Here is a 19,622-nt window from a genome sequence, read left to right as displayed (position 1 = left end):
CCCCTCCCCCGCCGGACTGTGCGCCGGTTACGGCAGGACGGCGACGGTCGCCGCGTAGCACAGGCCCGCCCCGTAGCCCACGAGCAGCGCGAGGTCCCCGCTGCGGGCCTGCCCCGAGGAGAGCACCGCGTCCAGGGCCAGGGGGACGGAGGCGCCCGAGGTGTTGCCGGCCGTCACGATGTCCTTGGCGACGACGGTGCTCTCCGGCAGGCCGACGCGCCGGGCGATCGTGTCGATGATGCGGACGTTCGCCTGGTGCGGAACGAAGACGTCGACGTCGGACGCCGTCACACCCGCGGCGTCCAGGGCCCGCTGGGCGACCTCCGCCATCTCGTAGGCGGCCCAGCGGAAGACCCGCTGGCCCTCCTGCCGCAGGTGGGGGAAGTCGTGCTCCCCCGCCCCGTCCCTGAGCGCGTCCCACGGCACGCTCTGCTCGATCGCGTCCGCCTGGGAGCCGTCCGCGCCCCACACCGCCGGGCCGATGCCCGGGGTCTCGGCGGGCCCGATCACCACCGCGCCGGCGCCGTCCCCGAAGATGCACGCGGTGGACCGGTCGCGGAGGTTCAGCAGGTCCGTCATCCGCTCCACACCGACGACCAGCACGTGTCCGCCCCGGCCACGGACGGAGTCGGCCGCGAGGACGACGCCGTGGACGAAGCCGGCGCAGCCCGCCGACACGTCGAAGGCGGCGGCGCCCTCGGCGTCGATCCGGTGGGCGATCTCCGTCGCGATCGCCGGCGTCTGTTTGAGGTGGGTGAAGGTGGCGGCGATGACGCAGGTGATGTCCGCCGGGCCGAGGCCCGCGGATGCGACGGCCTTGAGGGCGGCCTGCTCCGCCATCACCCCCAGGGTCTCGTCCGGGTCCGCCCAGCGCCGGGTGACGATCCCCGTGCGGGAGCGCACCCAGTCGTCCGAGGAGTCGATGAGCCGGCACGCCTCCTCGTTGTCGACGATCCGGCGCGGGCGGTACGCGCCGACGCCCATGATCCGTGCGTAGGGCGCCCCTTCGAGTACTTTCAGCTTTTGTTTCACCGTGCTCCTCCATAAACGATTCCCGATGATTCCTACGGAATTTAAGAAATGAGCGCCAATAGGGCCTCCGTGACCCGTTCGATCTGACTCAGGGTGAGTTCGGCGTGCATGGGGAGGGCCAGGGTGTGCCGGGCGAGGGCCGCCGAGGTGGGGAGGTGTGCCGCCTGTGGGCCGGGGCCGCAGCCGATGCCCTGGGCGCGCAGGCCGGCGACAACGGCTGTGCGGTCCACGCCGGGGTGCAGGGTCACGAGGTAGGAGTGCCAGGCGTGGGTGCGGTTCTGCGGGACGTGCGGCGGGGCGAGGCGGCCGTCGCCGGTGAGGAGGTCGGTGTAGCGGGCGGCGACGGCGTGGCGGCGCTGGAGCAGTTCGGCTGTGCGGGCCAGGTGGATGCGCAGGATCGCGGCGGCACGGTCGGACAGTGTGCGGCCGGTCCCGGACCGGGTCCGTGCGGTGGCGAAGGCCGGGTCGCGGGTGAGGAGAACGGCGCCTTCACCGCCCTCGCCGTTCGGGGCCCCGGACAGGCAGGCCACCGGTGCGAGGGCGCCCGCGCTGCGGCCCTTGTAGCTCGCGCCCGCCGCGCAGGTGGCGTCCTCGACGAGGAACAGGCCGTGGCGGTCGGTGATCCACTCGAGCTCGGTGTAGTCGGCGGGCAGGCCGGCGGTGTCCACCGCGATCACGCCGGCCGTCCGGGGGCCGATCAGGTCCGCGACCGCCCAGGGATCCACGGTGCCGGTGTCGGCGCGGACGTCGGCGAGGACGGGTACGGCGCCGGCGCGGCGCACCGCGTGGGCGGGTGCGGGGAGGGCGTAGTCGGCGACGATCACCTCGTCGCCCGGCCCGACGCCGAGCCCGCGCAGTGCCAGGTGGAGCGCGTCACCGGGGCTGTGCACGGCGAACGCGGCGCCGGCGCCGAAGCGGTGGGCCAGTTCCGCCTCCAGGGCCTGTCCCTGCGGGCCCTGGCCGGCGAAGAACACCTCGGCGACGGCGGCCAGTTCACGCTCGCCGCCACTCGGGTGCGTCAGGGGTATCGCGTCCGTCATGGTCGCCTCATCAGGAACGCACCGCCGCCGTCCCCTTGGTCCACGCCTCGATGAGTTCGGTGGCCTGCCCGGCGTTGAGCCGGGGATCGCACAGCGTGGTGTAATGCCGGTGCAGCCCGTCCTCGTTCTCCACCCCCGCGCCGACGCATTCCGTCACGTCGTCGGCCGCGACCTCCAGGTGCAGTCCGGCGGCGTGCTGGCGCAGTCCGTCGAGGATGTCGCGGAACCGCAGGGCCTCGGTGATGACGTCGGTGAGGTGGCGGGTCTTGAGGCCGAGGCCGGTCGTCACCGTGTTGCCGTGCATGGGGTCGCTCAGCCACACCACGGGGTGTCCGGCGTTCGCGACCGCGCGGACGAGGGGCGGCAGGGTCTGCCGGATCCGGTGGTGGCCCATCCTCGGGATCAGGACGAGGCGGCCGGGCTCACGGCGCGGGTCGAGCGCCGCGCACACGCGCACGACGTCGTCGGCCGTCGCGTTCGGCCCGAGCTTGCAGCCGACCGGGTTGGCGACGGCGGAGAGCAGGGCGACCTGTGCCTGTTCGGGGCGGCGGGTGCGCTCCCCCGCCCAGGGCAGGTGGGTCGAGGTGAGGTACAGCTCGTCCGTGTCCGGGTCGCGGCGTACGAGCCGGGACTCGTAGTCGACGACCAGGGCCTCGTGGCTCGACCAGGGCCCGTCGCGGTCTCCGCGCCGGTGTGCGCGCATCGCCCGCTGGACGGCGGCGCTGGCCTCGTAGGCCCACACCATGCGCCGGGGGTCGGGCTGCCGGGTGTGCGGCGTGGCGAGTTCGGAGTTGATCATGTGTCCCCGGAACGCGGGGATGACCTGCGTGCCGTGCTGCTCGGTCGGCCGCGACCTGGGTTTGGCGAACTGTCCGCCCATGCGGCCCACGCGCAGGACGCGCCGGCCGGTCAGTTCGCTGAGCCGGTTCCCCAGCCGGTCGACGACCTGGAGTTTGTGGGCCGTGTGGTGCGGGGTGCACTCGTACAGGCTCTCCGCGCAGTCGCCCAGCTGGAGCAGGAGCGCCCCGGTCGCGAGCAGTTCCGCCAGTGAGCGGCGCAGGTGGCGGATCTCCTCGGCCGGCACCAGGGGCGCGGCCGACTCCAGCGTCCGGCAGGACTCGTGGTAGGCGGCGTGGTCGCGCCACTCCGGCTGCTGCGCCGCGGGCCTGCCCTCCCACGGCCCGCCGTGGACGACGTCCGTTGTCACGCCTGATGGCTGCATGTGTGCTCCTGTCGAGGGTCGGCACCGCCCGGTGGAGGAGTGACGGTGCCGGGTGAACCGCCGTCGCCTCATCCGGCGCCCCGGATCCGCCGGATCACCGCGGCCGGGTCCGGGTGGGGCCGGTTGCCGCGCCAGGCGACGTGGTGGTCGGGGCGCAGGAGGACCAGATCGCGTTCCCAGAGTTCGCGGGCGTGGGTGTCGGTGATCACGGTGTGGGAGAGCGGCAGGCCCTGGGCGGTCGCCTCGGCGAGGAGGGGGTGGGCGCGGCCGTCGCCGGTGAAGTCGACCAGGGTGAAGGAGGGGGCGAGGCGGTCGAGGATCGGGGTGCCGTCGTCGAGGAGGAGGCCGGGCGGGCGGCCGCCGGGCCAGGTCGTCGGCGTGTACCGGCCGGGGCTCCAGTGGGGTTCGGGGGTGTCCTCGTGGCAGATGACGGGTGAGTCGCGGTAGCGGTAGCCGAGTTCGACGCCCCGGTACTCGTTCTCGCCCCGCTCGGCGTCGAGGTGGGCGGCCACGGCGTCCAGGGGGGCGCCCGCGCGCAGGAGGGCGCCCGCCGTGAGGTGCACGCCGAGGTGGCGGTGGGAGGTGTGCAGGTTGCGCAGGCCCACCGGCCGGCGTTCGCTCGGGTAGCTGTCCAGCAGGGCCGGGCCGCCGAAGCCCTGGACGAGGGCGGCGGTCTTCCAGGCGGCGTCGACGGCGTCGCCGATGCCGGTGTTCATGCCGTAGGCGCCGGTCGGGAACATGCGGTGGGCGCAGTCGCCGGCGAGCAGGACCCGGCCGGCGCGGTACCGGTCCGCGATCATGAAGCCGGGGCGCCAGCGCGAGGTCAGCAGCACCTTGTCGATCGTCAGGTCGGTGCGCAGCGTCTCCCGCAGGAAGGCCGCCGGGTCGGTGGGCGGGGTGTCGAACTCGTCCGGCGTCACGCCGTTGACGTGGGCCGTCCACGTGTCGGTCTCGTCCTGGGCGATGAGGACGTAGCGGAAGGCGAAGTAGTGCCAGAAACGGCCGTGGCGGTGCAGGGCGGCGAGGTCGCGGCTCTTGAAGTGGACCATGAAGGCGCCGGGCAGCCCGGGGACGTCGAAGTCCTCCGCGCCGATGCCCACGACCTCGCGGACCCGGCTCGTCGCGCCGTCGCAGCCGATCACGTAGCGGGAGCGCAGCCGCGTCCGTTCGCCGGTCGTCACGTCGGTCAGGTGGCTGGTCACGCCGTCGTCGTCCTGGGTGAGGGTGTCGAAGCGCAGGCCGCAGCGGAGGTCGATCAGCGGTTCGCGCCGGCAGTGCGCGCGCAGTACCGGTTCCAGTTCGGTCTGGGAGATGCGCTGGCCGGGTTCGGCGGGCTGGGTGCCGTCGTTGTGTTCCGCGATGCGCCGGCGTTCCTCGGTCACCGAGGGGAGTCGCCAGGTGGTGAGGGGCTCGCCGGCGAGGCCGGTCGACCAGATCACGTCGGCCCGGTGCTCGGGGGCGACACCGGCGCGGCGGATGTCGTCGGCGACGCCGAGCCGGCGGAAGAACTCCATGCTGCGGCTGTTGACGTAGTCCAGCCTGGGATGGGCGGAGGTCTCGACGCCCTGCTCGGCGAGCACGCAGGCGACGCCCTGGCGGGCCAGGGCCAGGGCGGCGGTCATCCCGACCGGGCCCGCGCCCACGACCAGTACCGGTGCCTGATCCACGTTGTCCCCTCCCCGAGTCGGTCCGTACGCAGTCTCGGAGCGGCGCCCTCCCCCGGGCATGGCCCATTCACGGGAATCCGGCGGCCAATGACGGCTTGGCGCGTGTGCCGGGCCGAAGAGCGTGAACGGGTGATGGCCGTGGCCGGCGGCGGCACCGATCGTGGCGGCATGACGTCGCTGCCCGAAACCGCTGTGTGGACGTACGACGACTTCACCGGCGCGCGCCTCGACCCCGCCCGCTGGACGGTCATGTCGGTCACCGGGGCCGACGGCACGCTGTACCGGTACCGGGACCGCAACGCCCGGGTGCGTACCGGGGACGGGCGGCTGGAGCTGACCGTCGATCCGTTCACCCGCTTCCACGACACGGATCCTCGGCAGAACAACGCCAAGCAGATGTACCGGTCGGTGCGGCGTTTCGCCGTGCCGGCGGCGGGGCGGCTGACGTTCGAGACCTCGATGAGGGTGCGCACCTACGGCCAGGTCCCCTACGACCTGCTCGACGCCTACGGCACGGTGAACGTCTTCGACCTGGAGACCGGTGTCGTCCTCAACGCGGCCGCGACGAACGACACCGTGTTCGCGGTGGTCGAACGCCTGGCGGGCCAGGGGCACGCGCGCTCCCTCCACCGGGTGGTGCTGGACGTGCCGACGCGGCCGGGGCAGGAGCACCGGTACGCCATCACCTACCGGGCCGAGCCGCCGTCGGCGGAGTTCCACGTCGACGGCCGGCTCCTCCACGACACCCGGCTTCCGGTGGCGGTGGCGGGCTTCGACGCCGGGATGGCCCTGTTCTCCGCCCGCGACCTCACGCGTTACACGCGCGCGGAGCGGGAGCACGGGCAGGGCGCGACCGGCTGGTGGGGGCCGTGGCGGGTCACGGCCGGGGTCAGATGAGGACTTCGCCGCCGTCGAGGTTCAGGTTGACGCCGTTGACGGCCCGGTTGTCCAGCAGGAACCGGATCGCGTGCGCGCAGTCCTCCATCGTCACCGGCCGCCCGGTGCGCGCGCCCAGCGCGGCGGCCTCGCGGGCGGCGGGCTTGTCGCTCCAGAACGGGGTGTCGGCGACGATGCTCGGGTGCAGGGCGTTGACGCGGATCGGCGCGAGTTCCACGGCCAGGGTCCGCACCAGGGCGGTGATGCCGCCGTTGGCGGTCGTCACGGACGTGGAGCCGGGGTAGGGCCGGTGGCTGGCGAGGCCGCCGATCAGGACGGCGGCGCTGTCGTCGGTCATGCGGGGGGCGAGGGTGTGCAGCACCTCGGTGTAGCCGGTGAGCTTCACCGTCAGCAGCCGGATCGCGTCGGCCGGCCGGTAGGCGCGCACCGTGTTGTGGTCCCGTTCCAGCGCCGCGAGGACCAGCCGGTCGACGCGCCCTACGCCGGCCAGCGCGGCGGCGATGCCCTCCGGGTCGGCCAGTTCCAGGGCGAGGCCGCGGGTGTGGCCGCCGATCTCGCGGGCGGCGTTCTCGGTCCGTGCCGTCGAGCGGCCGGTGATGGTCACGTCGTCGCCGTGTGCGGCGCACGAGCGGGCGAAGTGGCGTCCGATTCCCGAGGTTCCGCCGATGACGACGACACGGGTGCGTTCGGGCATGGGTTCCTCCACGAAGGGGTTCAGGCCGTGAGCGCGGCGCGGACGGCGTCGGCGGTCAGCGGTACGGCGCAGCGGTCGGCGGCGTAGCGGAGCGCCATGAGGTGGTCGTCCCGGGAGAGGTCGGCGAGGGCGTCCGCCACGAGGAACGGCTGGATGTCGCGGCTGAACGCGTCGCAGGCGGTGATCAGGCAGCCCAGGTGGGCGTAGACGCCGCAGACGACGAGCTGGTCGCGGCCGAGGCTTCGTAGCCGTTCCTCCAGGTCGCTGCGGAAGAACGCGCTGTAGCGCCACTTGGTCAGCACCGTGTCGCCCGGCTCGGGGGCGACCTCGTCGGCGAGGGCGCGGTCGGTCTCCTCGCTGCCCATGCCGGGCCCCCAGAGGTCGTGCAGCAGTCCCCGGTCCCGTCGGCTCATCCCGCCCGGCTGTGCCGTGTAGATCACCGGGACTCCGGTCTTGCGGGCCGTCGCGAGCAGGGCGGCTGCGTTGGTGACGAGTTCGGTCAGCGGCGAGCGGCCGGCCGGGAAGGGGCGCAGGAAGTAGCGCTGCATGTCGTGCACGAGGACGGCGGCGCGGTCCGGCGCCGGGCGCCAGGGCAGCGCCGGGGCCGGCAGGTCGTCCTGGCCGGGCATGCGGTAGGGCGCGATGGGGGTCATGGCCATGGTGGTCGCCTCCTGGCGGTCGGGCGGGCGTCACACGTGCAGGGCGGCGCCGCCGTCCACGTAGAGGTCGTGCATGGTCACGTGGCCGGCCTGGTCGGAGACGAGGTAGGCGACGGCGTCGGCGACGTCCTGGGGCCGGGCGAGCTTGCGCAGGGGGATGCCGACCTTGTAGGCGTCCGGGGCGCCCTCGATGACGTGGGCCGGGTCGGCGCCGGCGCCGAGCATCGCGCGCAGCATGGGCGTGTCCGTGGAGCCGGGCGAGACGACGTTGCAGCGGATGCCGTGGCCGGCGAGTTCCAGGCCCAGGCAGCGGGTGAAGTGGGCCGACGCCGCCTTGGACGCGGCGTACGCGGACATCTCCGTGCGCGGTACGCCGGCGGCGTTGGACGCCACGGTCACGACGGCGCCCCGGCGGTGGCGGATCATGCGCCGGGCCACCGCGCGGGAGACGTGGAAGACGCCGCCGGCGTTGACGGCGAAGATCTCGTTCCACTGCCGGTCCGTCAGGTCGACCGCGCGGCCGGTGTGGAGCACGCCGGCCGCGTTGACGAGGATGCCGATGGGCCCCAGTTCGTCCTCGACGCGCCGCACGAGCGCGTCCACCGCCGTGCTGTCGCACACGTCAGCGGCGTAGCCGCGCACGGCCATCCCCTCGGCCTCCAGCTTGGTCACGGCGGTCGCCAGTGTCCCGGTGTCGCGGTCCACGGCGGCGACCTGAGCCCCGGCGCCGGCCAGGGTGGCGGTGACGGCGGCGCCGATGCCGCGCGCCGCGCCGGTGACCAGGGCGACCGTGGATTCGATTCCGGTCAGTTCCATCGTCGGCTCCTGCTGCTCGTGGCGGCCCGTTCGGCGTCGTAGCCGAACAGCCACGCGTGTTCCTCCAGGCCGGGCGAGGTCTGTGCGGCGGCGTCGCGGCGGCGCTGTCCGGCGCCGTCGGCGAGGTGGAAGGTGGTCGCGTTGGCGCGGGACTGCCGCTGGATACGGGTGGTGCGGGGCAGGCGGACGCGTTCGTAGCGGTGCAGGGCCGCGCCGAGGCCGCCGGGGCCCGCGCCGGCCAGGCAGGCCGCGAGGGCGACGGCGTCCTCGACGGCCTGATTGGCGCCCTGGGCCTGGAAGGGCAGCATCGGGTGCGCGGCGTCCCCGATGACGGCCACCCGTCCGGCGCTGAGCCGCCCCGGGTTGTCGCGGTCGTACAGCGCCCACCGGCTGACGGTGTCCGCCGCGCCGATCAGCCGGGTGACGTCCGGATGCCAGCCCTGGTAGGCGGCGGCGAGCGCGGCGCGGTCGCCCGGCGCGGACCAGGACTCCTCCCCCCAGTCGGAGGCGGGGACGGTCGCGCCGAAGCTGACCTGGCGGCCCGCGGAGACCGGGTAGCACACGCAGTGCCGGCCCGGTCCGAACCACAGCCGTACCCGGGGGTCGGCGGTGAGGTGGGGCAGCCGGGCGGCCGGGATCAGGCCCCGGTAGATCGTCTGCCCGGAGTAGCGCGGCCGGTCGGCGGCGAGGTGCTGGCGGGTCACCGACCGGATGCCGTCGGCGCCGACGGCCAGGTCCGCCGTCACCGTCGTCCCGTCGGACAGGTGCAGCCGCGCCGCGTCGGTGTTCTGGGTCACGGCGGTGAGGCGGGCGCCGAGGTGGACGTGTTCGGGCGGGACGTGGGAGAGGAGGGCGTCATGCAGGTGGGCGCGGTGCACGGCGTAGTAGGGCGCGCCGAAGCGGCGGTGGCACAGGTCGCCCAGTTCGGTGCGCTTCAGGAGGCCGCCGTCGTCCCAGCGGCGCATCTCGATCGCGCGGGGGGTCACGGCGACGGCGCGCAGCCTCTCGCGCAGTCCCAGCCGGTGCAGCAGGCGGGCGGCGTTGGGGGTGACCTGGACGCCCGCCCCCACTTCGGTCAGGTGCTCGGCCTGTTCGTAGAGGTGGCAGTCGATGCCCGCCCGGTGCAGGGCGAGGGCGAGGGTGAGGCCGGCGATCCCGGCTCCGGCGACGGCCACCCGTAGCTGCGGCATGCCGTCCATCTCAGTAGTAGAGGAGCGCTTTGCCCCAGTCCTCGTCGGGCCCGAACAGGCCGCGCGGTTTGACCACGTCGGGCAGGGCGGTCAGCGCCTCGCGGGGGATCAGCGTGCCCGGGGGCAGGCCGGTGACCTCGCTGTCGACGCCGAACGCGGACCGTACGGCGGCCGTCAGGTCGGCCACGGCGGCCCTGCGGTGTTCCTCGGCCACCTCGATCTCGATGCGCAGGAGGGCGGGTTCCGCTTTCGCGCGCCAGAACAGCACTCCGTGGGACTCCGGGAGGGAGAAGACCAGGTCCTCCAGCCGGTGCTGGGTGATCGTGGCCGCGCCGACGCGGTGGCCGAAGGCCGCCCTGCCGAGCACCTGGACGGTGGGCAGGTGCCAGCCGCAGTCGCAGTCGTCGTAGGAGACCACCACGTCGTCGTCGAGGTTGTAGCGCAGCAGGGGCATCGCCTCACGGAACAGCGGGGTGACCACGAGCCGCCCCTCGCCCTCCTGGGCGACCTTGCCGGTGTGCGGGTCGTACACCTCGAACAGGGCCCGGTCCGCCCACAGGTGCATGCGGCCGGCGGGGCACTCGCCGGCGAGGCTGCCGGTCTCGGTGGAGCCGTACTCCTCGATCACCGGGACGCCCCACAGCCGGCTGATGCGGCGACGGCGGGCGGGGGTGAGGGGTTCGCCGCCGACGAACAGGGCGCGCAGCGCGGGGAAGTCGGTGTCCGGGCGGTGGCCCGCGGCGGTCGCGGCGGCGGCCCAGATGAGGCATTCGGTGGGCACCGACCAGGTGAGTGTGACGCCCAGGTCGTGCAGGGTGCGCACCACGCGGGCGTACGGCATGGCGAGCGACCGGTTGTCGCCCGGTACCACGGTGGCCCCGCTGAGCCGGGCGGCGGCGTGCGCGAGATGGCCGGTCAGCAGCAGCGCGTAGGGGGTGCGCACGAGGAAGACGTCCTCGTCCGAGATGCCGATCCATTTGCGGGCGAAGCGCTCGGCGAGGTCGGTCCAGTCCTGGGCCGTGTAGTAGGAGGGGGTGGGGCGGCCGGCGGTGCCGCTGGACTCGTGGTAGGTGGCCAGGTGTGCCTTCGGGACGGCGAGCATCCCGAAGGGGTAGTGGTCCCGCAGGTCCTGTTTCGTCGTCAGCGGCAGGCCGGTGAGGTCGGCGGCGGTGGCGGGCAGGGCGCCGCCTTCCAGGCGTCGGCGGTAGAAGGGTGAGCGGGCCGCCTGGGCCACGGTGCGCGGGAGTTGTTTCTCCTGGATGCGCAGCAGGTCCTCGGGGCCGTGCCACTGGCCGAGCCGGGGCAGGTTCATGTGTGGGTCGGTCATCGCTTCTCCTCTCCCAGCAGTCGGTGTGCGTTGTCCCAGGCGATCCGCCGCCACTGCTCGGGCGGCAGGTCCAGCACCCGGAACTTGGCCAGTTCCACGGCCGGGTGCTGGAGGGGGTACTCGGAGCCGAACAGGACGCGTCCGGCGCCGAGCCGGTCCACCGCCGCCTCGGCGACGCGGGTGTAGCCGCCGGAGGTCTCCAGCAGGATGTTGGGCTGGTCCCGGATCAGGGTGAGCGCGTGGAAGTCGATGTTGCCGACGCCGCTGTGTCCGAGGACCAGGCTCACCTGAGGGAACCGGCGGGCGAGGGTGACCAGGTCGGCCACGGTCGCGCCGTCGCGGGCCAGGCACACCACGTACACCGGGTGCGCGAACTCCGCTGCCGCGGCGACGAGTTCGGCCACGCGCGGATCGGTCAGGGCGACGCCGTGCACGGCGGGTGAGATCTCCAGGCCACGGAAGTCGGCGGCCCTGGCCCGGTATGCCTCGGGCGGGCGGTGCGGGTTGGCGAAGAAGAACGGCACCAGGCGTCCGCCGCTGCCCGCGCAGGCGTCCAGCACCGCGTCGTTGTCGGCGTCGCTCTCCACGTGCCCGCCGTCGACGAGCTGGCGGGAGAGCCGGTCGAGGTCGACGGTGCCGCCCGCGCAGACCACCGCCCGGGTCAGCCGGCACGCGTCCAGGGTCGCCAGCAGGCGCCGCGCGGCCCCCGGGCGGGGTGCCAGGCGGACGTGGAAGTCCAGCACAGGCTGTGCGTTCACCGCTCACTCCCCCTCGCGGCCGTCGGTCACTTCTCGATGCAGAACTCGTCGATCGGGTAGCCGACGTGCCGCTGTTCGACCGGCAGGCAGCCGAGCACCTTCGTGCCCTCCGTCAGTTCGGTGACGTTCAGGACCGTGCCGCCCGGTCCGAGGACACGTACGTGCCAGTCGTCCTGGACGATGAGGTTGACCCGCACGCCGGAGGGCGCGACCGCGTCGATCGCGAGCAGCGGCCGGGTCTCGATCTTGACGCGGCCCACGGTGACGAGCCGGGACCTGCCCTGCGCGTCGACGGCCAGGACCCGGCCGCCGGAGCGCAGTTCGCTGAGGTAGTTGGTGCGCCGGTCGGCGGAGAGCGTGTACGAGTGCAGCGCGCCGGCGTTGACCCGGAACGGCCGGGTCGGCATGTACGGGAGCGGGTGGGTCTCGCTGCAGCACAGGATCATGCCGGTGGAGTGGGAGCCGACGAGGATGCCCTCGTCGAGCCGGAAGTTGGTGCAGGTGTCGACGCAGGCCCGCTCGCCCATGCCGGCCCGGCTGATCCCGGTGACCTCCAGCTCCACGAGTTCCAGGTCGGCGTGTTCGCTCAGGGCCGCGGCCTTGAGGGCGGTGGCCTCGCCGACGGTGCGCGGGGCGAGCAGCACGCCGTCGGAGCCGTGTTCGAGGACGCCGAAGACGATGCGGGCCTCCTCGACGTCGGCCACGCGCGTGATGATGCTGCCGTTCGCGCCGGCGGCGGCGGCCAGCACGATCTCCAGCGGGATCTTGGTGGGGTCGCGGAAGGACAGCAGGCTCCACCGGTCGTGGCGCGCGGAGCGGCAGGCGTCTTCGAGGCTGTCGGCGTCCGTGATCTCCACGAACCGCCCGAACTCGACCTCGGGGTGCCGCCGGGCCAGTTCGGCGGGTTCGCCGTGCCGGGCCGGGTCGACGACGACGAGGTCGGCGGGGGCGAGTTTGTCCGGCAGCGGCCCCTCCCGCGGGAACAGGACCTTCTTCACCGTCGGGGGCAGCGTCTCCAGGTCGGCGGGATCGGCCGCGACGACGGCGTCCACCCGCTGGTGGACGGCCTCCTCGACGATGGCCTCCTTGGGCCCGGTGACGTCACGGATGTCCAGCCAGCACAGCTTCACAGGTGTCTCCTCGGCTCAAGGGGCGCGGAAAAGGGGTCAGGGGGTGAGGGCGAGCCGGTCACCGGTGCCGGCGTCCGGGACGTGCGACGGTTCGTGCACCAGGCGGGCGAGGGTGGCGGCCATCCAGCCGGGGTGGTCGGCCTGGAAGACGTTGCGTCCCATCGCCACACCGGCCGCGCCGCCGCGCAGCGCGTCGGAGACGTGGGCCAGCACGGCGGCGGTGTCGGCCGAGCGCGGGCCGCCGGCCACGACGAGCGGGATCGGGCACGCCCGGACCACGTCGGCCATCTCCTCGGGGGTGCCCGCGTAGTCGGTCTTGACGACGTCGGCGCCCAGGTCGGCGGCGAGCGTGGCGGCGTGGGCGACGAGGTCCGGGGCCCGGGAGTCGGTGATCTGCGGTCCCCGGGCGTACACCATGGCCAGCAGCGGGACGTTCCAGCGGTCGCACTCCCCCGCCACGGCCGCCAGGTCGGCGATCTGCCGGGCCTCCTGGGGCGAGCCCATGTTGACGTGCACGCTGACCGCGTCGGCGCCCAGCCGCAGCGCCTCGTCCACCCGCGCGACCAGGTACTTCGCGTCCGGGTCGGGGGCGTGCCGGGTGCTCACGCTCAGGTGCACGACGAGCGACATGTCACGGAACCAGCCGGGGCTGACGTGGCGGAGGCTGCCCTTGTGCAGCACCACGGCGTCGACGCCGGTGCCGGCGAGTTCGCCGAGCAGGGAGTCCAGGTCGCCCCGGCGCAGCGGGCCGTCGGTGACGGAGTGGTCGAGGGGGACGACGAACAGCCGTCCGTCGCCCTGCCGGAAGAGGCGCCGCAGCCGCAGACTCCGGGCGAACGGCGCGTTGTGTACTGCCACGGGTGTCCTGCCTCTCTCAGGCGGTCGCGGAACGACCGGGGTTCGTCGCGGAGGGGACGCCGGCCGGCGCGGGCCGGTCGAGGCCGAACGCGCGGTGCAGGGTCTCGACGGCGTCGACGACGCGTTCGCGCGGCACGACCACGGACAGCCGCATCTGCGAGGTGGAGATCCAGCTCGTCGGGATCCCGGCCGCCGCCAGCGCGGACATCAGCCGGGCGGTGTACTCGGGCCGGCTGAGCAGGCCCATCCCGACCACCGACACCTTGCCGACGCTCTCGTCGAGGTGCACGCCGCCGCCGAAGCCGGCCGCCAGCTCGTGCAGCGCCTCCCGGACGGGTCCGGCCTGGCTGCGGCGGATGGTGAACCCCATGCGGAACTCGCTCTCGTGCGGCCCCGACCGGGCGACCAGGTCCACCACCGTCCCCTGGGCGGCCAGCACCTCGAAGACGTCGGGAGCCAGGTCCCGGCGGACTCCCCGGCAGTGCACCAGCACCCGGGCGACGTCGGTGTCGTGGCTCACCGCCACGACGGCCCGCCGGGTCTCCAGCGGTCCGGCGTCCTGCCGGTCGACGACGGTCGTGCCCGGTGCCTGCGTCGACGCGTTGCGGACGTGCACCTCGACCCCTTCCATGGCGGCCAGTTCGATACAGCGGGTGTGCAGCACCCGGGCGCCCGCGAAAGCCAGTTCGGCCATCACGCCGGGGGCGATCCACGGCAGGCGGCGGGCGGCGGGCAGGACGCGCGGATCGGCGCTGAAGACGCCGTCGACGTCGGTGTAGATCTCGCACACCGACGCGTTCAGCCGTGCCGCGAGGGCCACCGCGGTCGTGTCGGAGCCGCCGCGGCCGAGCGTGGCGACGTCCCCGGTGCGGGCCGTGCCCTGGAAGCCGGTGACGACGGCGACCTGGCCGGCGGCCAGCGCCGACCGCACCCGGCCGGCGCCGATGCCGGTGATGAGGGCGTCGCCGTGCCGGTCGGTGGTGCGCACCCCGGCCTGGTGCCCGGTCAGGGAGATCGCCGGCACGCCCAGCCCGCCCAGGGCGAGGGCCATCAGCGCCGCCGACTCGGACTCGCCCACGGCCAGGAGCTGGTCCAGTTCGCGGGACGGGCCGGCGGCGCCGACGTCGGCGGCCAGCCGCAGCAGGTCGTCGGTACGGCTGCCGCGCGCCGAGACCACCACGGCCACCGCCCGTCCGGCGTGCCGCGCCGCCGAGACGCGCAGGGCGGCGCGGCGGACGCGGTCGAGCGTCTGGAGGGAGGTACCGCCGAACTTCTGGACCAGTACGTCCACAGCCGATGTCACCGCCCCTCGCCGCACGTCATGTCGGATCGGGCTCGACAGTAGGGCGGCCGTCGTGCCGGGGCCCACTACTCACCCGGGTAGTGGGCCGCATTCAGCGGTTCACGCCATGCCGCCGGGCGTGAGCGGTGGCGGCTTCACGTCATGTCCGGTGCCGGGCGCCGCCGCACCATCCGAAAGGTGATCCGGTCTCGTGCGAAGGGGAGCACTCATGAACAGCACCGACAGCACCGGCGGTGTACCGGCCGGCCTCGGTGCGGACGGGCGTGCCTTCGCCCTGCTCCACCGGCCCGGCACGGCGGCGGACGCGCGCGTGGAGATCCTGACCGGCGACGTCCACGCCGTGGCCGGTCTCGCCGAACTGCCCCTGCCCGACGGGCCGGTGGACGGCGCCCGGCACGACCTGCTCGTGGCGGTCCCCTACCGGCAGATCACCGAACGGGGCTTCGCCTGCCGCGACGACCGGGCGCCCCTGCTCGCCCTGCGCGTCACCGGGCAGACCTCGATCGGCGTCGACGAGGCCCTGGCCCTGCTGCCCGAGCAGGACGTCCGGGTGCGCGAGGCCGGCTTCGACATCGGCGACGAGGAGTACGCGACGACCGTGCGGCGGGTGCTGCGCGAGGAGATCGGGCAGGGCGCCGGCTCCAACTTCGTGATCCGGCGTTCCTTCACCGCGCGTCTCGACGACTGCTCGGTCCGCACCGAACTCGCCGTGTTCCGGCGGCTGTTGACCGGGGAGAGCGGAGCGCACTGGACGTTCCTGTTCCACACCGGCGCGGGCACGTTCATCGGGGCCTCCCCGGAGCGGCACGTCGGCATGGCCGGCGGCACCATCTCCATGAACCCCGTCAGCGGGACCTACCGGCACCCCCCGACGGGCCCGGACCGGGCCGGGCTGCTGAGGTTCCTCAGCGATCCGAAAGAGGCCGACGAGCTCTACATGGTCGTGGACGAGGAGCTGAAGATGATGGCCCGCATGTGCGCCACGGGCGGCCGGGTGCACGGCCCGTTCCTCAAGGAGATGGCGCGCCTGACCCACTCCGAGTACGTCCTGACCGGCGACAGCGGACTCGACGTGCGCGACGTGCTGCGGGAGACCCTGCTCGCGCCGACCGTCACCGGCGCCCCGCTGGAGAACGCCTTCCGGGTCATCGCCCGCCACGAGGCCACCGGGCGCGGGCACTACGGCGGCGTCCTCGCCCTCATCGGCCGTGACGCGGCGGGCGGGCGCGCCCTCGACTCGGCGATCATGATCCGGACCGCCGAGATCGACGCCGACGGCCGGCTCCGGCTGGGCGTCGGCGCCACCCTGGTCCGCGACTCCGACCCCGGCTCCGAGGCCGCCGAGACCCGGGCCAAGGCGGCGGGCATGCTCGCGGCGCTCGGCCTCGCACCGCCCGGCGACGGACGGCCCGCCCCCGGGGCGGCGTCCACGTCCTGGGCCGCCGACCCTCAGGTGCGCCGGGCGCTGGACGGCCGCAACGCCACGCTGTCGCGGTTCTGGCTCGCCGGCGCGGACCGCGGCGGACCCGACCCGGCGCTGGAGGGGCGGCGGGTCCTGGTCGTCGACCACGAGGACACGTTCACGGGGATGCTGGACCACCAGTTGTGCGCCCTCGGTCTGAAGACCACGGTCACGCGCTTCGACCGCCCGCTGCCGTCGGCCGGGTACGACCTCGTCGTGGTCGGCCCGGGTCCGGGGGACCCGCGTGATGCGGCCGAGCCCCGGATGTCCGCGCTCCGTGCGCTCACCCGTGAGCTGCTGGCCGGCTCCGTGCCGTTCCTGTCCATCTGCCTGGGCCATCAAGTACTCGCCCTGGAGCTGGGGTTCGACCTCGTCCGGCGCGCGGTGCCCGCTCAGGGCGTCCAGCGGCGGATCAGCCTGTTCGACCGCCCCGAGCTCGTGGGGTTCTACAACACGTACGCCGCCCGCTCGGCGCACGACGTCGTCCCGGGTACCGGGCGGTGGGGGCGGCGCGGGCCCGTCGAGGTCAGTCGCGATCCCGGCTCCGGCGAGGTGCACGCCCTGCGCGCCCCGGGACTGCGGTCCGTGCAGTTCCATCCGGAGTCGATCCTCACCCAGCACGGCCCGCGCATCCTGCGTGACCTGCTCGTCCCGCTGCTCGGCGACGGGGAGGGCACGCCGTGAGCGGGACGGCGCCTGCCGATGGGAGCCGGGCCGTGCGCGTCGCCCTGCTCGTGATCCAGGCGCTCCTGGTGCCGTTCTACCTCGCCGCCGGATCCGCGAAGCTCGCCGGCGCGGAGCAGATGGTCGAGTTCTTCGACCGGATCGGGGCGGGCCACTGGCTCAGGTACCTCGCCGGCACCGTCGAGATCCCCGGCGCCCTCGGTCTGCTCGTGCCCCGGCTGGCGGGGCTCGCCGCGCTCGGACTGACGGGTCTGATGACCGGCGCGGTGATCACCAACCTCGTCGGCGGCACGCCCTCGCTGCTGGCGGCGGTCCTGCTCCCGCTCGTCGCGGTGCTCGCGTGGGGACGGCGGGAGCGCACCGCCGCGCTGCTGCTCACGCCCCGTGGCCGGCGTGCGCGTCGCCGAAGGGCGTGGTGAACCCGTCGTAGACGACGCGCAGCATCATGCCCTGCTCGGCGTGGGGCAGGTTGTGGCAGTGGTTCATCCACATCCCGGGGTTGTCGGCCCGGAACGCCACCTCCCAGACCTCCCCCGGCCGCACGTCGAACGTGTCCGTCCACAGCGGGCTGCCGGACGCGCGCCGCCCGTCCCTGGACAGGACCAGCACGGGGTGGCCGTGCAGGTGCCAGGGGTGGGTCTCCAGGCTCCGGTTGACGACCGTGAACCGGACGACGTCGCCTTCGGCGACCAGCAGGTCCGGGATCGAGGGGTGCCCCCGTCCGTCGACCGTCTGCGCGTAGGCCGGCCGTCCGTCGACCATGGCGAGCGCGCGGTCCAGGACGAGGGTGAAGTGCCGGTCGGCGGCGTCCGGGTCGAAGGGGGCGCGGGTGGGCGTGCCGTACCGCAGGAGGTCGAGTTCGGGCCAGTCGGAGGTGTCCTCGATCGCCGGCTCGTCCTCGGCGTCGTCGGGGCGCAGCAGCACGCCGGTGTCGGGGTCGTCGTCGAGCACCAGCGCGACGGCCGTGTCCGGCATGACGAACTCCAGGTCGTGGCGCCCGCCGGCGGCCAGTCGCAGGGCGACGTCACGGACCTGTTGGGGCTGTTCGAGGTCCCGGCCGTCGACGGCGGCGAGGCGGAAACGGGTTCCGGTGAGCGCGAGCCGGTGCGGGTCGGAGTCGGTGTTGACCAGCCGCAGCCGTACCTCCGTCCCGGGCGCGGCGGTGTGCGTGGTGCGCCCGTCCCGGTCGCCGACGGCCACGGTCCCGGCGAACGTGTGCACGGGCAGCGTGAGGTCGAGCCGCCGCGCGCCGGAACCCTCCCGCGGTGTGACGACGAGCGTCCCGTACAGCCCCTTGCGCACCGCCGGGTCCGACGCCTCGTGGGTGTGGTACCAGTACGTGCCGACCTGGTCGGCGCGGAACCGGTAGACGAACTCCTCGCCGGGCTCCACCGGACGCTGGGTCAGGTCCGGGACGCCGTCCTCGCCGCACGGCACGTCGTAGCCGTGCCAGTGCGCCGTGACCCCGGTCTGGATGTCGCTGTTGCGCAGCGTCACCTCGATCAGGTCGCCCTCGGTCGCGGTGAGCGCCGGGCCCGGAAGCCGGCCGTCGTACGTCCACGCGTCGATCTCGCGGCCGGACGCCAGCCGTACCGTGGCCCTCCGCGCAGTGAGCGTGTACCGGCGCAGGGCACCGCCGGGGGCCGGTTCGGCGGGGCCGCGCAGACCGGCCACCGAACGGGCCTGCCGGGCGCCGGACGAGTGAGCCGGGCCGCCTCCGGTGACGACGGGGTCGGCGGACCGGAACAACAGGCCGACGCCGGTTCCGCCGAGGCCCACGACACCGGCGCCGGCGGCGAGACCGACGAACCTGCGCCGGGGGACGGCGGGTCGGGGGACGGCGGTATGACGTGCCGTCGGCTCGCGCGCCTCCTCGCCGTCCGCCTCGCGCGCCAGGACCCGGGCGGTCAGCGCGGCGCCGGCCGACACCAGGGCGACCGTCATCAGCGCCGTCGACCAGGTGAGGGGGTAGCCGGCGAGGAAGGTCACCAGGAGGCCGGCCAGTGCGGCGTAGGCGGGGGTGAGGAGGACGACGACGCAGCGCGCCGGAAGGCGCTCGCCGGTCGTATTTTTCGCCGTCCACAGCCGAGGCCCCGCCACAAGCGCCGCGATCACCGCCGCGACGCCCAGCAGCGGGAGCCCCAGCAGCGCCTTCTCCGCCACGAACCACCAGCCGCGCCCGGCCAGGACGGACACGGTGGCGATCCGGGCGAGCGTGACCAGGAGCGCGGTGAGGAGCAGTGCGCGGGCGAGCCGGTGGCGCCGCAGGGCCGCCGCGACGCCGGTCCCGAACCACGCCACGACGTCCAGCAGGGCGACGGCGTGGTCCAGGAGGATCAGCCGCGCCGTGGTCACGGAGTCGGTCCCGGGGCGGGTTCGTCGGCGGCGGTGGTCGGCGTGGTGGGGGCGGTGACCGGCGCGGTGAGGGCCGGGGAGTTCGACAGGTCGCGCGCCACGCGCAGGATCCTGACGGCCACGGCCATCATGACCAGCGCGTTGACCGCGTGCAGGCCGAAGACGAGCTGCCCGGCGGTCGAGGAGTCGTCCGTGTCGCTGAACGCGTTGGCGAGGGTCGCGATCAGGGGCTGGGCGATGCCCAGCCCGGCGAGCAGACCGGTCATGCCGACGAGCCGGCCGGGCACCCGGGCCAGCGCGGCGACCAGCATGGTCACGAGCGTGAGCAGGACGATCAGGTAGCCCAGCGCCCGGTGCGGCCGGAACGCCTCGTCGACGGGCGCGGTGTCGAACGCCCCGCTGCCGGCCAGGAAGAACTGGACCACGATCGCCAGCATGATCACTGCCGCCAGTCCGGCGATGGCTTTACGCATCGAAGAGCGCCCTTCGGGTCGGTGTGGTCACGGACGTGCGCGTTTCCGTCGGCGG

18 protein-coding genes are annotated in these 19,622 nt (G+C 74.2%); 3 read left to right on the top strand and 15 right to left on the bottom strand.

The window, feature by feature from the left end:
• Positions 1 to 27 precede the first annotated feature (27 nt).
• The 4 genes from IAG44_RS38410 to IAG44_RS38395 all read right to left on the bottom strand — a co-directional run bounded on the left by IAG44_RS38410 (position 28) and on the right by IAG44_RS38395 (position 4,961).
• Positions 28 to 1,032: a beta-ketoacyl-ACP synthase III gene (locus tag IAG44_RS38410; protein ID WP_425508498.1), complete on the bottom strand. Its 1,005-nt coding sequence runs from the start codon at positions 1,030 to 1,032 to the stop codon at positions 28 to 30.
• Between the two features lie 41 nt (positions 1,033 to 1,073).
• Positions 1,074 to 2,072: a DegT/DnrJ/EryC1/StrS family aminotransferase gene (locus IAG44_RS38405; RefSeq protein ID WP_187751674.1), complete on the bottom strand. Its 999-nt coding sequence runs from the start codon at positions 2,070 to 2,072 to the stop codon at positions 1,074 to 1,076.
• Positions 2,073 to 2,082: 10 nt separating this feature from the next.
• Complete coding sequence (locus IAG44_RS38400) at positions 2,083 to 3,294, bottom strand: 3-deoxy-7-phosphoheptulonate synthase (RefSeq protein WP_187751673.1); 1,212 nt, start codon at positions 3,292 to 3,294, stop codon at positions 2,083 to 2,085.
• Between the two features lie 68 nt (positions 3,295 to 3,362).
• Entirely contained in the window at positions 3,363 to 4,961 is a 1,599-nt protein-coding gene (locus tag IAG44_RS38395; protein ID WP_246562405.1) for an FAD-dependent monooxygenase, read from the bottom strand.
• Between the two features lie 168 nt (positions 4,962 to 5,129).
• Here IAG44_RS38395 and IAG44_RS38390 point away from each other — a divergent pair, with 168 nt between their 5' ends.
• The gene (locus IAG44_RS38390; RefSeq protein WP_187751671.1) at positions 5,130 to 5,858 is read left to right on the top strand and encodes a DUF6081 family protein; all 729 of its coding nucleotides are present in this window, start codon (positions 5,130 to 5,132) and stop codon (positions 5,856 to 5,858) included.
• Here IAG44_RS38390 and IAG44_RS38385 read toward each other — a convergent pair.
• Genes IAG44_RS38385 through IAG44_RS38345 form a run of 9 tightly spaced genes read right to left on the bottom strand, consistent with a single transcriptional unit; the run spans position 5,851 to position 14,593 of the window.
• Positions 5,851 to 6,552 (bottom strand): SDR family NAD(P)-dependent oxidoreductase, encoded by a 702-nt coding sequence (locus IAG44_RS38385; RefSeq protein ID WP_187751670.1) that lies wholly within the window; start codon positions 6,550 to 6,552, stop codon positions 5,851 to 5,853. The two genes, IAG44_RS38390 and IAG44_RS38385, sit on opposite strands and share 8 nt — an antisense overlap.
• A gap of 20 nt (positions 6,553 to 6,572) precedes the next feature.
• Complete coding sequence (locus tag IAG44_RS38380) at positions 6,573 to 7,211, bottom strand: isochorismatase family protein (RefSeq protein WP_187751669.1); 639 nt, start codon at positions 7,209 to 7,211, stop codon at positions 6,573 to 6,575.
• Positions 7,212 to 7,241: 30 nt separating this feature from the next.
• Positions 7,242 to 8,027 (bottom strand): 2,3-dihydro-2,3-dihydroxybenzoate dehydrogenase, encoded by a 786-nt coding sequence (locus tag IAG44_RS38375; RefSeq protein WP_187751668.1) that lies wholly within the window; start codon positions 8,025 to 8,027, stop codon positions 7,242 to 7,244.
• Positions 8,018 to 9,226: an FAD-dependent monooxygenase gene (locus IAG44_RS38370; protein ID WP_246562404.1), complete on the bottom strand. Its 1,209-nt coding sequence runs from the start codon at positions 9,224 to 9,226 to the stop codon at positions 8,018 to 8,020. Before IAG44_RS38370 ends, IAG44_RS38375 begins: the two co-directional genes overlap by 10 nt.
• Position 9,227: 1 nt before the next feature.
• Positions 9,228 to 10,544, bottom strand: coding sequence for a phenylacetate--CoA ligase family protein (locus tag IAG44_RS38365; RefSeq protein WP_187751667.1), 1,317 nt, complete (start codon positions 10,542 to 10,544; stop codon positions 9,228 to 9,230).
• Entirely contained in the window at positions 10,541 to 11,302 is a 762-nt protein-coding gene (locus IAG44_RS38360) for an amidohydrolase family protein (RefSeq protein ID WP_187751666.1), read from the bottom strand. The genes IAG44_RS38365 and IAG44_RS38360 overlap by 4 nt, the downstream gene beginning before the upstream one ends.
• A 26-nt stretch (positions 11,303 to 11,328) precedes the next feature.
• On the bottom strand, positions 11,329 to 12,432 hold the full coding sequence (locus IAG44_RS38355) for a 3-dehydroquinate synthase II (RefSeq protein ID WP_187751665.1): 1,104 nt from the start codon (positions 12,430 to 12,432) through the stop codon (positions 11,329 to 11,331).
• 36 nt (positions 12,433 to 12,468) lie between these two features.
• Positions 12,469 to 13,290, bottom strand: a complete 822-nt coding sequence (locus IAG44_RS38350) for a 2-amino-3,7-dideoxy-D-threo-hept-6-ulosonate synthase (protein ID WP_187751664.1) — start codon at positions 13,288 to 13,290, stop codon at positions 12,469 to 12,471.
• Between the two features lie 16 nt (positions 13,291 to 13,306).
• A complete protein-coding gene (locus IAG44_RS38345) occupies positions 13,307 to 14,593 on the bottom strand; it encodes an aspartate kinase (RefSeq protein ID WP_246562403.1) in 1,287 nt (428 codons plus the stop codon).
• Between the two features lie 208 nt (positions 14,594 to 14,801).
• On the opposite strand from IAG44_RS38345, the gene IAG44_RS38340 reads away from it, so the two are divergent.
• A complete protein-coding gene (locus IAG44_RS38340) occupies positions 14,802 to 16,739 on the top strand; it encodes an anthranilate synthase family protein (protein ID WP_187751663.1) in 1,938 nt (645 codons plus the stop codon).
• Between the two features lie 32 nt (positions 16,740 to 16,771).
• The gene (locus tag IAG44_RS38335; RefSeq protein WP_223006821.1) at positions 16,772 to 17,158 is read left to right on the top strand and encodes a DoxX family protein; all 387 of its coding nucleotides are present in this window, start codon (positions 16,772 to 16,774) and stop codon (positions 17,156 to 17,158) included.
• Here IAG44_RS38335 and IAG44_RS38330 read toward each other — a convergent pair.
• Together IAG44_RS38330 and IAG44_RS38325 are read right to left on the bottom strand one after the other, a co-directional pair.
• The gene (locus IAG44_RS38330) at positions 17,115 to 19,094 is read right to left on the bottom strand and encodes a multicopper oxidase family protein (RefSeq protein ID WP_187751661.1); all 1,980 of its coding nucleotides are present in this window, start codon (positions 19,092 to 19,094) and stop codon (positions 17,115 to 17,117) included. The genes IAG44_RS38335 and IAG44_RS38330 overlap by 44 nt on opposite strands.
• Entirely contained in the window at positions 19,091 to 19,567 is a 477-nt protein-coding gene (locus IAG44_RS38325; protein WP_223006820.1) for a DUF6220 domain-containing protein, read from the bottom strand. Before IAG44_RS38325 ends, IAG44_RS38330 begins: the two co-directional genes overlap by 4 nt.
• Positions 19,568 to 19,622 lie beyond the last annotated feature (55 nt).

This window comes from Streptomyces roseirectus (assembly GCF_014489635.1).
In the GTDB taxonomy this organism is placed as follows: Bacteria; Actinomycetota; Actinomycetes; order Streptomycetales; family Streptomycetaceae; genus Streptomyces; species Streptomyces roseirectus.
The sequence above is the reverse complement of the archived record's forward strand: the minus strand, read 5'-3'. Positions and strand labels throughout refer to the sequence as shown.

Bases quoted from the DNA above. Each gene is read 5' to 3' on its own strand.
- IAG44_RS38405 (WP_187751674.1), bottom strand. From the start codon at position 2,072: ATGACGGACGCGATACCCCTGACGCACCCGAGTGGCGGCGAGCGTGAA.
- IAG44_RS38375 (WP_187751668.1), bottom strand. From the start codon at position 8,027: ATGGAACTGACCGGAATCGAATCCACGGTCGCCCTGGTCACCGGCGCG.
- IAG44_RS38370 (WP_246562404.1), bottom strand. From the start codon at position 9,226: ATGGACGGCATGCCGCAGCTACGGGTGGCCGTCGCCGGAGCCGGGATC.
- IAG44_RS38325 (WP_223006820.1), bottom strand. From the start codon at position 19,567: ATGCGTAAAGCCATCGCCGGACTGGCGGCAGTGATCATGCTGGCGATC.
- IAG44_RS38385 (WP_187751670.1), bottom strand. From the start codon at position 6,552: ATGCCCGAACGCACCCGTGTCGTCGTCATCGGCGGAACCTCGGGAATC.
- IAG44_RS38380 (WP_187751669.1), bottom strand. From the start codon at position 7,211: ATGGCCATGACCCCCATCGCGCCCTACCGCATGCCCGGCCAGGACGAC.
- IAG44_RS38340 (WP_187751663.1), top strand. From the start codon at position 14,802: ATGAACAGCACCGACAGCACCGGCGGTGTACCGGCCGGCCTCGGTGCG.
- IAG44_RS38365 (WP_187751667.1), bottom strand. From the start codon at position 10,544: ATGACCGACCCACACATGAACCTGCCCCGGCTCGGCCAGTGGCACGGC.
- IAG44_RS38400 (WP_187751673.1), bottom strand. From the start codon at position 3,294: ATGCAGCCATCAGGCGTGACAACGGACGTCGTCCACGGCGGGCCGTGG.
- IAG44_RS38390 (WP_187751671.1), top strand. From the start codon at position 5,130: ATGACGTCGCTGCCCGAAACCGCTGTGTGGACGTACGACGACTTCACC.